This window comes from Pseudomonas sp. NFACC51, assembly GCF_900103575.1.
Classification (GTDB): Bacteria; Pseudomonadota; Gammaproteobacteria; order Pseudomonadales; family Pseudomonadaceae; genus Aquipseudomonas; species Aquipseudomonas fluorescens_Q.
Genome location: NZ_FMXH01000021.1, coordinates 47269 through 60244, shown reverse-complemented (window position 1 = coordinate 60244; position 12976 = coordinate 47269). Strand labels below are relative to the sequence as shown.

The 12976-nt window shown below is 61.3% G+C and carries 9 protein-coding genes, 4 tRNA genes and 1 pseudogene; 5 read left to right on the top strand and 9 right to left on the bottom strand.

The genetic code is table 11. The annotated features are described in order from the left end of the window. The first annotated feature begins 69 nt into the window (after positions 1–69). Positions 70–1368: an NAD(P)/FAD-dependent oxidoreductase gene (locus BLT00_RS28780; RefSeq protein ID WP_092150412.1), complete on the top strand. Its 1299-nt coding sequence runs from the start codon at positions 70–72 to the stop codon at positions 1366–1368. Positions 1369–1507: 139 nt separating this feature from the next. On the opposite strand, the gene BLT00_RS32685 is transcribed toward BLT00_RS28780, so the two are convergent. From BLT00_RS32685 to rluD, 9 genes and pseudogenes are all read right to left on the bottom strand, one after another. After that, complete coding sequence (locus BLT00_RS32685) at positions 1508–2371, bottom strand: methyl-accepting chemotaxis protein (protein WP_371856982.1); 864 nt, start codon at positions 2369–2371, stop codon at positions 1508–1510. After that, positions 2363–3133 (bottom strand): annotated as a pseudogene (locus BLT00_RS32680) (MCP four helix bundle domain-containing protein); the annotation flags it as partial. The pseudogene BLT00_RS32680 and the gene BLT00_RS32685, both read right to left, overlap by 9 nt. 146 nt (positions 3134–3279) lie before the next feature. Next, positions 3280–3356: transfer RNA gene (locus BLT00_RS28770), tRNA-Pro, on the bottom strand. 93 nt (positions 3357–3449) lie between these two features. After that, positions 3450–3525 (bottom strand) — tRNA-Lys (locus tag BLT00_RS28765). Between the two features lie 5 nt (positions 3526–3530). After that, positions 3531–3607: transfer RNA gene (locus tag BLT00_RS28760), tRNA-Pro, on the bottom strand. A gap of 7 nt (positions 3608–3614) precedes the next feature. Next, positions 3615–3690 (bottom strand) — tRNA-Asn (locus BLT00_RS28755). Positions 3691–4105: 415 nt separating this feature from the next. Further along, positions 4106–6670: an ATP-dependent chaperone ClpB gene (gene clpB, locus BLT00_RS28750; RefSeq protein ID WP_053125348.1), complete on the bottom strand. Its 2565-nt coding sequence runs from the start codon at positions 6668–6670 to the stop codon at positions 4106–4108. Between the two features lie 130 nt (positions 6671–6800). Next, positions 6801–7526 carry a peptidoglycan editing factor PgeF gene (gene pgeF, locus BLT00_RS28745; RefSeq protein WP_092150406.1) on the bottom strand — a complete coding sequence of 242 codons (726 nt, stop codon included), beginning with the start codon at positions 7524–7526 and terminating at the stop codon, positions 6801–6803. Then, a complete protein-coding gene (rluD, locus tag BLT00_RS28740) occupies positions 7523–8485 on the bottom strand; it encodes a 23S rRNA pseudouridine(1911/1915/1917) synthase RluD (RefSeq protein ID WP_063324322.1) in 963 nt (320 codons plus the stop codon). The genes pgeF and rluD overlap by 4 nt, the downstream gene beginning before the upstream one ends. Positions 8486–8635: 150 nt before the next feature. On the opposite strand from rluD, the gene BLT00_RS28735 reads away from it, so the two are divergent. From BLT00_RS28735 to BLT00_RS28720, 4 genes are all read left to right on the top strand, one after another. Continuing rightward, the gene (locus BLT00_RS28735; RefSeq protein WP_092150403.1) at positions 8636–9652 is read left to right on the top strand and encodes an outer membrane protein assembly factor BamD; all 1017 of its coding nucleotides are present in this window, start codon (positions 8636–8638) and stop codon (positions 9650–9652) included. A 125-nt stretch (positions 9653–9777) separates the two neighbouring features. Then, positions 9778–10011 carry a PP0621 family protein gene (locus BLT00_RS28730; RefSeq protein WP_063324319.1) on the top strand — a complete coding sequence of 78 codons (234 nt, stop codon included), beginning with the start codon at positions 9778–9780 and terminating at the stop codon, positions 10009–10011. Then, on the top strand, positions 10001–11590 hold the full coding sequence (locus BLT00_RS28725) for a two-component system sensor histidine kinase NtrB (RefSeq protein WP_063324318.1): 1590 nt from the start codon (positions 10001–10003) through the stop codon (positions 11588–11590). The genes BLT00_RS28730 and BLT00_RS28725 overlap by 11 nt, the downstream gene beginning before the upstream one ends. Next, positions 11587–12933 (top strand): sigma-54-dependent transcriptional regulator, encoded by a 1347-nt coding sequence (locus BLT00_RS28720; protein WP_092150400.1) that lies wholly within the window; start codon positions 11587–11589, stop codon positions 12931–12933. Before BLT00_RS28725 ends, BLT00_RS28720 begins: the two co-directional genes overlap by 4 nt. Positions 12934–12976 lie beyond the last annotated feature (43 nt).

Sequence of the window (12976 nt, the reverse complement as noted above, 5' to 3'; positions counted from 1 at the left end):
GCCGCCCAGTCACACTGCCGCTCGCTCGGGTAACGGCACCGATTTCCTTTAGCCTTGCGAGATATCCCCATGACTCATCGTATTGTCATCGTTGGCGGCGGCGCCGGCGGTCTGGAGTTGGCTACCCGTCTGGGTAAGACTCTGGGCAAGCGCGGCACGGCCAGTGTGATGCTGGTCGACGCGAACCTGACCCACATCTGGAAACCGCTGCTGCACGAAGTGGCCGCAGGCTCCTTGAACTCCTCCGAAGACGAACTCAACTATGTCGCCCAGGCAAAATGGAACCACTTCGAGTTCCAGCTCGGGCGCATGAGTGGCCTGGATCGCGAGCGCAAGAGAATCCAACTGGCCGCCACCTACGATGAGGCGGGCGTCGAGCTATTGCCGGCCCGGGAACTGGGCTACGACACGCTGGTGATTGCCGTCGGCAGCACCACCAATGACTTCGGCACCGAAGGCGCAGCGCAGCATTGCCTGTTCCTCGACACCCGCAAACAGGCCGAGCGCTTCCATCAGCAACTGCTTCATCACTATCTGCGCGCCCACGCCGGGCAAACCGATGTCGTCGAGCGCATCAGCGTCGCCATTGTCGGAGCCGGTGCGACCGGGGTCGAACTGGCGGCCGAGCTGCATAATGCCGCCCACGAACTGCACGCCTACGGCCTGGACCGGATCAAACCGGAAAACATGCACATCACTCTGATCGAAGCGGGCCCACGCGTCTTGCCAGCCCTGCCGGAACGTATCGGCGGACCGGTGCACAAGACCCTGGAGAAACTCGGCGTCAACGTCATGACCAACGCCGCCGTCAGCCAAGTGACCGCCGACAGCCTGATTACGGCAGATGGCAAAGTGATCGACGCGAGCCTGAAAGTCTGGGCCGCCGGGATTCGCGCCCCGGATTTCCTCAAGGACATCGACGGGCTGGAGACCAACCGGATCAATCAGCTGCAAGTGCTGCCTACGTTGCAGACCAGCCGCGACGAGAACATCTTTGCCTTCGGCGACTGCGCCGCCTGCCCGCAACCCGGCAGCGAGCGCAACGTCCCGCCCCGCGCCCAGGCCGCGCACCAGCAGGCCTCGTTGCTGGCCAAGTCCTTGAAGCTGCGGATCGAGGGCAAGGCCCTGCCCGAATACAAATACACCGACTACGGCTCGCTGATCTCGCTGTCGCGATTCTCGGCAGTGGGCAACCTGATGGGCAACCTGACCGGCAGCGTGATGCTCGAAGGCTGGCTGGCGCGGATGTTCTACGTTTCGCTCTACCGCATGCACCAGATGGCACTGTACGGCATGTTCCGCACGGCCATGCTGATGCTGGGCAGCAAGATCGGGCGCGGGACTGAGCCACGGCTGAAGTTGCACTGAGACCTTACTGACGATCGTTCCCAAGCTCTGCGTGGGAATGCAGCCCGGGACGCTCCGCGTCCTTTGTGACGCAGAGCGTCACTGGATTCACTCCCACGCAGAGCGTGGGAGCGATCAACCCTTCATGTCCCTTCAATAATCAAACCTGAAATCGCTGCACCATCGTGCGCAACGAATTGGCCAGTTGCGACAACTCATGGCTGGACGCACTGGTCTGGTCCGCGCCGGAAGCCGAACGCACCGACAAATCACGAATGTTCACCAGGTTGCGATCCACCTCGCGGGCCACTTGTGCCTGCTCTTCGGCGGCGCTGGCAATCACCAGGTTGCGTTCATGGATTTCATTGACCGACGCCGTGATGGTCTGCAACGCGTCCCCCGCCCGCTCCGCCATGGCCAGGGTACTGGCGGCGCGACTGGAGCTGGCTTGCATGGAGTCGAGTGCCTGGGTGGCGCCGCTGCGCATGCCTTGGACCATTTGCTCGATTTCCTGGGTCGATTGCTGCGTGCGATAAGCCAGCGCCCGCACCTCATCGGCCACCACTGCAAACCCACGTCCACTCTCACCCGCCCGGGCCGCTTCAATGGCCGCGTTGAGGGCCAGCAGATTGGTCTGCTCGGCGATGGCGCGGATCACGTCCAGCACCTTGCCGATATCCTGCGATTGGTTGGCCAGGGATTGCACCAGGCCGCCAGTCACTTGCACGTCGCTGGCGAGGGCGCCGATGGCGTCGACCGTGTCGCTGACTCGCTGTTGCCCAAGGGACGCCGACTCACTGGACTGACGCGTGGCATCGGAAGTGGAAACCGCATTGCGCGCGACTTCTTCCACGGCGGTGGTCATTTCGGTGACGGCCGTGGCAGCCTGTTCAATTTCGTTGTTCTGTTGTTGCAGGCTTTGGGTGCTGTCGAGCGTGACGGCGTTCAGTTCATCGGCTGCGGTGGCCAGTTGCGCGGCCGAACCGCTGATGCCCTGCAACGTCTCACGCAGATTCTGCTGCATGGCCGCCAACGCCTTGAGCAAGCGACTCACTTCGTCGTTGCCATGGGTCTCGATTGGCCGGGTCAGGTCACCCCGGGCGACGCTCTCCGCAGCATTGAGCGCCTCACCCAAGGGTTTGACGATACTGCGCGTGAGCAGCATGGCCAGGGCCACCGTGGCCAGGGCGGCGAGCACAACGAACAGGCTGACGATCATGCGGGAATTGGCGTAGTGCTCCTGGGACTTCTGACTCTCGATGGACACTTGCTTGGAGAACAGCTCCGCCAGGTCGTTGAGCTGTTTGCCGGAACCGTCCACCACGGTCTTCATGTCCACCAGCAGCAGCTTGATCAGCTCGTCCCGACGCCCTTGCTCTGCCAGGGTGAAGGATTGGGCGATACCCGTACGATAAGCGGCGAAGGTTTGCTTGAACTGGTCATAAAGCGCCTTGCCTTCAGGCGTGACGACGAGCTTTTCGTAGGCCGCGATTTTTTCGCTCAGCTCCTTGTCGCGCGTATCCATCTGCCCGCGATACACCGCAATATTCTTCGGGTCCTGGTCCAGGGCCATGCGCAGGGAAATGGTGCGGATGCGCAACATCCACTCGCGGATCTCATCACCGCCACGAATGCTCGGCAGCCACTGGGTTTCCACCGCAACTTCACTGTCTCGAATACTCGACATCTGTCCCAGCGCGAACACCCCGAGCAATGCCACCAGCACGGCGATCAAGGCAAAACCCAACGCGGCACGAGGGGCGATATTCAGCTGACGAAGAACCATAGGGAATGCCTTTTTTATTATTGGCCTGAAGTGGGGCAAGGCCCCTGTCGGCGGGTTATCGGCAGGTTGTACGATGTCTTAAGTCAAATCCGCTTTATCGCACGCAAAAAAAATCCCCGTATCTTTCGATACGAGGATTTTCAATATGGTCGGGGTAAGGGGATTCGAACTCCTGACATCCTGCTCCCAAAGCAGGCGCGCTACCGGACTGCGCTATACCCCGGTAAAAAAAAGGCGACCTTCGCAAGTCGCCTTCTCGATCAGCGCTTTTGGCCTCTGATCTTAAGATTCGATTCCAGCGAACTGGTTTCAAAAATGGTGGGTCGTGTGGGATTCGAACCTACGACCAATTGGTTAAAAGCCAACTGCTCTACCAACTGAGCTAACGACCCAAAAATGGTCGGGGTAAGGGGATTCGAACTCCTGACATCCTGCTCCCAAAGCAGGCGCGCTACCGGACTGCGCTATACCCCGATTGAAATGGCTCCGTGACCAGGACTCGAACCTGGGACCCAATGATTAACAGTCATTTGCTCTACCGACTGAGCTATCACGGAACTGATATTTCAAGTTACAACGTTGAAGCTAGCTTCAACCTCTTCTACCCTTACGCATCGCTGCGTTCGTGTGTCTGAGGCGCGCTATTCTACAATCTTCAAAACCTCTGTCAACCCCTTAAATTGCTTTCAAGACAATGATTTGCAACTTATTTTGGATTCCTTCTCAGCGAGAAGTAACCCTTGGGGTGACTGACTGCGGGGCGCACTTTACAAGCCTTTTCCTTTGAGTTCAACGGCCTGATGAAAAAAATGGCGCTTGGAAGCGAGCCCCCCCATAAATCAGGAAAAGAACACCGGCCATGGCGAGGGAGCCTGCTCCCGCTGGAGCGCGAAGCACTCCTCGCTTTTTGAGGAGCCGCTACGCGACCCAGCGGGAGCTGGCTCCCTCGCCACAAAAGCCCAGACAATCGCCTCAGTTGAAGACGATTTCGTCGTTCTCCACCGTACCGGTCACAGTCTCGCCCGGCATGAAGCGGCCCGACAGGATCAACTGCGCCAGCGGGTTTTCGATCCAGCGCTGGATCGCCCGCTTCAGCGGCCGTGCGCCATAGACCGGGTCGTAACCCACCGCAATCAGCTTGTCCAATGCCTCGTCGCTCAATTGCAGTTTCAGCTCACGCTCTGTGAGACGACTGCGCAGGCGACCCAACTGGATCTCGGTAATGCCGGCAATCTGATCACGGGCCAATGGCTCGAAGATCACCACTTCGTCGACGCGGTTGATGAACTCCGGCCGGAAGTGGGTGGAAATCGCGTCCATCACCGCCGCACGCTGCGCTTCGCGGTCGCCCACCAGTTCCTGGATCTGCGTCGAGCCCAGGTTGGAGGTCATCACGATCACCGTGTTGCGGAAGTCCACCGTGCGCCCGTGGCTGTCAGTCAGGCGTCCATCCTCCAGCACTTGCAGCAGGATGTTGAACACATCCGGATGCGCCTTCTCGACCTCATCGAGCAGGATCACCGAGTACGGCTTGCGACGCACTGCCTCGGTCAGGTAACCGCCCTCTTCATAACCGACATAACCCGGGGGCGCACCGATCAGCCGTGCCACGGAGTGTTTCTCCATGAACTCGGACATGTCGATGCGCACCATGGCCTCTTCGGTGTCGAAGAGGAACTCGGCCAGCGCCTTGCACAGTTCGGTTTTACCGACCCCCGTAGGGCCGAGGAACATGAACGAGCCGCTCGGACGGTTAGGGTCCGACAGCCCGGCACGGGAGCGGCGTACGGCATTGGACACTGCCACGACTGCCTCTTCCTGGCCGATCACACGCTGATGCAGCAGGCTTTCCATCTTCAGCAGCTTGTCGCGCTCGCCTTCGAGCATTTTCGACACCGGAATGCCGGTCCATTTGGAGACCACTTCGGCAATCTCTTCCTCGGTGACCTTGCTGCGCAGCAACTGGTTTTCACTCTTGCCGTGCTGGTCGACCATTTGCAGGCTGCGCTCCAGGTCCGGGATCACCCCGTACTGCAGCTCGGCCATGCGGTTGAGGTCGCCTTTACGACGGGCCGCTTCCAGCTCCTGGCGGGACTGTTCGATCTTCTGCTGGATCTGCGCTGAACCCTGGACTTCGGCTTTCTCCGAGTTCCAGATTTCCTCGAGGTCGGAATACTCACGCTCGTGACGAACGATCTCTTCCTGCAACCTTTCCAGACGCTTCTTCGCCGCTTCGTCGCTTTCTTTCTTCAGGGCCTGGGATTCGACCTTGAGCTGAATCAGGCGGCGCTCCAACCGATCCAGCACTTCGGGCTTGGAGTCGATTTCCATGCGGATGCGGCTGGCGGCCTCGTCGATCAGGTCGATGGCCTTGTCCGGCAACTGGCGGTCGGTGATGTAGCGGTGGCTGAGCTTGGCCGCCGCGATAATCGCGCCATCGGTGATCGCCACCTTGTGGTGAACTTCGTAGCGTTCTTTGAGGCCGCGCAGGATGGCAATGGTGTCTTCCTCGCTCGGCTCCTCCACCAGCACTTTCTGGAAGCGCCGCTCCAGCGCCGCATCCTTCTCTATATATTGGCGGTATTCGTTGAGCGTGGTCGCGCCGACGCAGTGCAACTCGCCACGGGCCAACGCAGGCTTGAGCATGTTGCCGGCGTCCATCGAGCCTTCGCCTTTACCCGCACCAACCATGGTGTGCAGTTCGTCGATGAACAGGATGATCTGCCCTTCCTGCTTGGACAGTTCATTGAGCAACGCCTTGAGCCGTTCTTCGAACTCGCCACGGTACTTGGCACCGGCGATCAAGGCGCCCATGTCCAGGGACAACAGACGTTTACCCTTGAGGCCGTCCGGCACTTCGCCGTTGATGATGCGCTGGGCCAAGCCCTCGGCAATGGCGGTTTTACCCACACCTGGCTCGCCGATCAGCACCGGGTTGTTCTTGGTGCGGCGTTGCAGCACCTGGATCGTACGGCGGATTTCATCGTCGCGGCCGATCACCGGGTCGAGCTTGCCTTCCTCGGCACGCTTGGTCAGGTCGACGGTGTATTTGTCCAGCGCCTGGCGCGACTCCTCGTGGTTGGCGTCGTTGACTGCTTCGCCGCCACGCAGGTTGTTGATAGCATTTTCCAGCGCTTTCTTGCTCACCCCTTGGCCGAGCAACAATTTGCCAAGCTTGCTGTTCTCGTCCATGGCGGCGAGCAGCACCAGTTCGCTGGAAATGAACTGGTCGCCCTTCTGCTGGGCCAGGCGATCGGCCTGGTTGAGCAGCCGCGCCAGGTCCTGGGACATGTTCACGTCACCGGTGGGATTCTGGATCTTGGGTAACTGGTCGAGTTCCTTGGCCAGTTCTTTGCGCAGACTGTTGACGTCAAAGCCGACCTGCATCAGCAGGGGCTTGATGGAGCCGCCCTGCTGTTCAAGCATGGCCTGCATCAAATGCGCCGGTTCGATACCGGGATGGTCCAGACCGACGGCCAGGGACTGGGCATCGGACAGGGCCAACTGTAATTTGCTGGTTAAACGATCAATACGCATGGGTCACCTTCCTAATGAGCAGGCCGGACCGTGGAAACATCCTGAATGAAGAAACCTGCCAGATACCGTTATAGATGTGGTCGATTCTGGAAGATTCAAGCCGGGCGCCCTTGATACAGATCAGAGAAGTCTAGCGTTCGATCCAGATCAGCGAAGCGAAGCGACCGGTGCGCGGGTTGCGGCGGTAGGAAAAGAAACGAGGGTCGGTCACGGTGCAGAGACCGCCACCGTAGACGGCCGTGACACCATGTGCGGCCAGGCGCAGCCGTGCCAACGTGTAGATATCGGCGAGGAACTTGCCGGCGTTTGGGCTCGCGGCAAAGGCTTGGCCTGCCTGGGGCAGTTGCGCGATGAAGGCTTCACGGACTTCCGGCCCGACTTCAAACGCTTGCGGGCCGATGGCCGGGCCGAGCCAGGCGAGGATTTCATCCGCGGGCACGGCAAGGCTGTCGAGGGTGGCTTCCAGCACGCCGTTCGCCAGCCCGCGCCAGCCGGCATGGGCCGCCGCGACGCGGGTGCCGGCACGGTTGCAGAACAGCACAGGCAGGCAGTCCGCCGTCATCGCGGTGCAGGCGATACCGGGCGTGTCGGTCCAACTGGCATCGGCGGTCGCCACCTGGGCCGGATCAGCCTCGACCACGGCAATGCCGTGGACCTGCTGTAGCCAGGCCGGGGTGATGGCGAATTGATCGGTGAGGCGACGACGGTTTTCGGCGACGGCCGCAGGATCGTCGCCCACATGATCGCCCAGGTTGAGGCTGTCGAACGGCGCCAGGCTGACGCCACCCTCACGGGTCGTGATGCAGGCCTTGACCCGGGCCGGCGCGGGCCAGTCGGGTATCAGCCAGTCACTCATCCGATGAACGCCTCGCGGTCCTGCTTGAGCAATGTCAGCAGCCAGACGAAGTCATCCGGCAACGGCGACTCCCAGCTCATGCGCTTGCCGGTCGTCGGATGATCCAGCTCCAGGAAACGTGCATGCAACGCCTGCCGCGGGAAATTCTTCAGCGATTCGACCATGGTCTGGCTGGCAGCCGGCGGAATGCGGAAACGACCGCCGTAGGCCGGGTCGCCCACCAACGGGAAGTTGATGTGGGCCATGTGCACACGGATCTGGTGGGTCCGGCCGGTTTCCAGCTTGACCCGCACATGGGTGTGGGAGCGGAAACGCTCGAGCACGCGATAATGGCTGACCGCCTGCTTGCCGCCCTCCATCACCGCCATGCGTTGGCGCTGCTGGCCGTGACGACCGATAGGGGCGTTGATCTTGCCACCGGCGGTGACGACCCCGATCACGATGCATTCATAGATGCGACTGACGCTGCGGCTTTGCAGCTGTGTGACCAGCTGTGTCTGCGCCTGGATGGTCTTGGCCACCACCATCAGACCGGTGGTGTCCTTGTCCAGGCGATGGACGATGCCAGCACGCGGCACATTGATAATGTCCGGTACGTGGTGCAGCAAGGCATTGAGCAAGGTGCCATCAGCATGCCCAGCCGCCGGGTGCACCACCAGGCCCGCAGGCTTGTTGATCACCAGGATGTCTTCGTCTTCATAGACGATGTCCAGGGCGATGTCCTGGGCGACCCATTCTCCCTGGGCCTCCTGTTCGGCAGTCAGCTCGAGAATGGCACCGCCGTGGACGATGTCGCGCGGGCGGATCACCGCCCCATCCACAGTCAGGCGGCCGTCCTTGATCCAGGCGGAAAGGCGCGAGCGAGAGTGCTCGGCAAAGAGTTGTGCGGCGACTTGATCGAGGCGTTGGCCGCCCAATTCGGACGGCACCTCTGCGCGAAGTTCTATTTTATCGGACATGCTCGGACTGGGCGTCGGCACAGCCTTTGGTTTCGGCTGCGCGCTTGTGGTTAAATACGGCGTCTTTTGCCCCGAGGCTTTCAACGGGGCGCTCATCATAACAGGACGGCCCCGCCCAAGACAGCGGCCGTCATAGGGACGCAAGCCGCCATGCAAGTGAAACACCTGCTGCTGATCGCCATCCTCGCATTGACTGCTGCTTGCTCGTCGAAGGAAGTCGTAGACGAAAACCTGAGCGAAGTCGAACTGTACCAACAGGCGCAGAACGACCTGGACAACAACAGCTATACCAGCGCCACTGCCAAGCTGAAGGCGCTGGAGTCGCGGTATCCGTTCGGTCGCTACGCCGATCAGGCCCAGCTGGAGCTGATCTACGCCAACTACAAGAACGCCGAGCCGGAAGCAGCCAAGTCCGCCGCCGAGCGTTTCATTCGCCTGCACCCGCAGCACCCGAATGTCGATTACGCCTATTACCTCAAGGGCCTGACCTCCTTCGACCAGGACGTCGGCCTGCTGGCGCGCTTCCTGCCGCTGGACATGACCAAGCGTGACCCGGGCGCCGCGCGCGACTCCTACAATGAGTTCGCCCAACTGACCAGCCGCTTCCCCAACAGCCGCTACTCGCCGGACGCCAAGCAGCGCATGATCTACCTGCGCAACCTGCTGGCCTCCTACGAAATCCACGTGGCCGACTACTACCTGACGCGTCAGGCCTACGTTGCCGCCGCCAACCGTGGCCGCTACGTAGTGGAAAACTTCCAGGAAACCCCTTCGGTGGGTGACGGCCTGGCCGTGATGACCGAAGCCTACCAGCGCCTGCACCTGGACGACCTGGCGGCCACCAGCCTGGAAACCCTCAAGCTGAACTACCCGGATCACCCATCCCTGGTCGATGGCCAGTTCACCCCACGGGTCGACGAAGCGGACAACCGTTCGTGGCTGAGCAAGGCGACCCTGGGCCTGATCGAGTCCCGTCCACCTCTGCCGCCGGGCGAAACCCGCGCCAACCAGGACGTGCAGCGTCAGTTCCAGGACGCCAAGGAAGCCATTCCAAACGAGCTCAAGCCCAAGGACGAAAATGGCGACGTGATCGAAGAAGAAGAGCCTGAGAGCGAATCCACCGATCGCTCCTGGTTCAGCTACATGACCTTCGGTATGTTCGACTGAGGCCAAGGCCTCAGCAAAAAGGGAGACCCGCGGGTCTCCCTTTTTTATGCCTGGGTTTTATTGCGCTGTGCGCCGTTCCTGTCCTTGGCTAAACTGCCTGATCTCTAGCCAAAAAGCCGCCCATCATGCTTCGTTTACTGTTCTGGATCGCCCTGATTGCCGCCGCGGTATGGTTCTGGCGCAAGTTCAAGAGCACCTCATCCGCGCCGAACGCTCCCCGGGAGCAGGACGCACCACCCATGGTTCGTTGCGCCCATTGCGGCGTACATCTGCCCCGTGACCGGGCCCTGGCCCTCGAACAACAATGGTATTGCAGCCAGGCTCATCTCGAGCAAGGCCCGGGCACTCGTGATCGCTGAGGCCTCAAGCCCACGCGAAAAACAGGCGCAGCGCCTGCTGCGTCTCTATCACCTGTATCGCCTGAGCATCGGCATCACCCTGGTGCTGCTGATCTCCAGCAAGCTGGACAACCGCCTGCTGGAGTTCGCCAACGACGACCTGCTGCGCAACGGCAGCTGGTTGTACCTGGTGCTGAACATCCTGCTGGTGGTGTTCCTTGAGAACATTCGCCGCCCCGCCCGGCTGTTCGGCCTGGCCCTCACCGACGTTCTGCTGCTTTCGTGGCTGTTCTTCGCCGCGGGCGGTGTGCCCAGTGCCATCGGCAACCTGCTCATTGTCTCGGTAGCCATCGGCAATACGCTGTTGCGAAGCCGGGTCGGCCTGTTGATCGCCGCTGTCGCCACGATCGGTATCGTCGGGTCGACTTTTTTCCTCGGCCTGAGCGATTCAAACCGTCCCAGCAGTTATCTGCAAGCCGGCACCCTCGGGGCGCTGTGTTTTGCCGCCGCCCTGCTGGTACAGGGCCTGACCCGGCGACTGGAAGCCAGTGAAACCCTGGCCGAGCAACGAGCCAGCGAGGTGATCGGCCTCGAAGCGCTCAACGCACTGATCCTGCAACGCATGCGCACAGGTATCCTGGTGCTCGACCGCGAGCGGCGCGTGCAATTGGCCAACGAAAGCGCCTTGAACCTGCTGGGCATACACGACCTGGTCGGCCAGCGAATCGATGACTATTGCACCGCCTTGGTCGAACGCCTGCAATTGTGGCTGAACAACCCCAGCCTGCGCCCTCCCAGCCTGACCGTGACCGGCACAGGCCTGACCCTGCAACCGAGCTTCATCGCCTTGGGGCATTACGATCAACAGCAGTTGCTGGTATTCCTTGAGGACCTGGCCCAGGTTGCGCAGCAGGCCCAGCAACTGAAACTCGCTTCCCTCGGGCGCCTCACTGCTGGCATCGCCCATGAAATCCGCAACCCCTTGGGCGCCATCAGCCACGCAGCGCAATTACTGCGCGAATCCGAGGAACTGAACAACGCGGATCGGCGTCTGACGCAGATTATTCAAGATCACTCCCAACGAATGAACCGCGTCATTGAAAACGTCCTGCAGCTGTCTCGCCGCCAGCAAACCACCCCCCAACGCCTCGACCTGCGGACCTGGCTCGACCAATTCGTCCGGCAGGCCCGCGAAAGCATGGCCGAGCACCAGCACTTGCACCTGAGCATCGACCCGGGTGACTACACCACGCTGATGGACCCCGACCAGTTGACCCAGGTACTCGACAACCTGCTGCGCAACGCCTGGCGCCACAGCGCCATGGCCCACGAACAGGCCGAGGCCTGGCTGAAACTGTTCATCGACCCCCACAGCCAGTTATCCACCCTGGACATCATCGACAACGGCCCTGGTGTGACGCCAGAGCAACAGGCACATTTGTTCGAACCCTTCTTCACCACCAGCAGCCAGGGCACCGGCCTTGGGCTCTATCTGTCCCGTGAGCTGTGCGAAAGCAACCAGGCCCGCCTAGACTTCAAACCACGCCAAGGCGGCGGTTGCTTTCGCATCACCTTTGCTCACGGACGGAAACAGATTTGAATACACGCTCACGGCAACGAATCCTGATCGTCGATGACGAACCGGACATCCGCGAACTCCTGGACATCACCCTGGGCCGGATGAAACTCGACACCCGCAGCGCCAAGAACCTCGCCGAAGCCCAGAACCTGCTGGCCGGCGAGGCCTTCGACCTGTGCCTGACCGACATGCGCCTGCCCGACGGCACCGGCCTGGAACTGGTGCAACACATCCAGCAGCGTTACCCCCAGCTCCCCGTGGCAATGATCACCGCCTACGGCAGCCTGGAAACCGCCATCGACGCCCTCAAGGCCGGCGCCTTCGACTTCCTGACCAAACCGGTAGACCTGGGTCGGCTGCGGGAACTGGTCACCAGTGCCCTGCGCCTGCCGCCGGTCGCCACGCCTGGCACCACCCTCGAGCGCAGCCTGCTGGGCGACTCGCCCCCCATGCTCAGCGTGCGCAAGCAGATCGAAAAACTCGCCCGCAGCCAGGCACCGGTGTACATCAGCGGGGAATCGGGCTGCGGCAAGGAACTGGTCGCCCGGCTGATCCACGAACAAGGCCCCCGTGCCAACCTGCCCTTTGTACCGGTCAACTGTGGGGCAATTCCCACGGAGCTGATGGAAAGTGAGTTTTTCGGCCATCGAAAAGGCAGCTTCAGCGGCGCCATCGAGGACAAGCCAGGTTTGTTCCAGGCCGCCCATGGCGGGACCTTGTTCCTCGATGAAGTGGCCGACCTACCCTTGGCGATGCAGGTCAAACTGTTGCGGGCGATCCAGGAAAAGGCCGTGCGCGCTGTTGGCGGCCAGCAGGAAGAAGTGGTGGACGTGCGCATCCTCTGCGCGACCCACAAGGATCTGGACGGCGAAGTGGCCGCCGGGCGCTTTCGCCAGGATTTGTATTACCGGCTGAACGTCATCGAACTGCGCGTCCCGCCATTGCGTGAACGCCGCGAAGACATCGAGCTGCTGGCCAATCACATGCTTCTGCGCCTGGCAGCCAACACAGGCAGTCCACCGGTCAAGTTGCATCCCCAGGCGTTGGACGCTCTCAGGAGTTACCGTTTCCCGGGCAACGTGCGTGAACTGGAGAACATGCTCGAGCGGGCCTACACCCTTTGCGAACAGCAGCAGATCGAAGCGGATGACCTGCGTTTGGCCGAGGGCAATGGCAGCGCAGAACCGGGCAACCCCGACTTGATGCAGGTCGATAACCTGGAAGACTACCTGGAAGACGTCGAACGCAAGCTGATCCTCCAGGCCCTGGAGGAAACCCGCTGGAACCGCACGGCGGCGGCGCAGCGGTTGAAGTTGTCGTTTCGGTCGATGCGCTATCGGTTGAAGAAATTGGGGTTGGATTGAGCATGTGGCCGGCTCAGCTCAACCAATGGCTGGGTCTGCACCG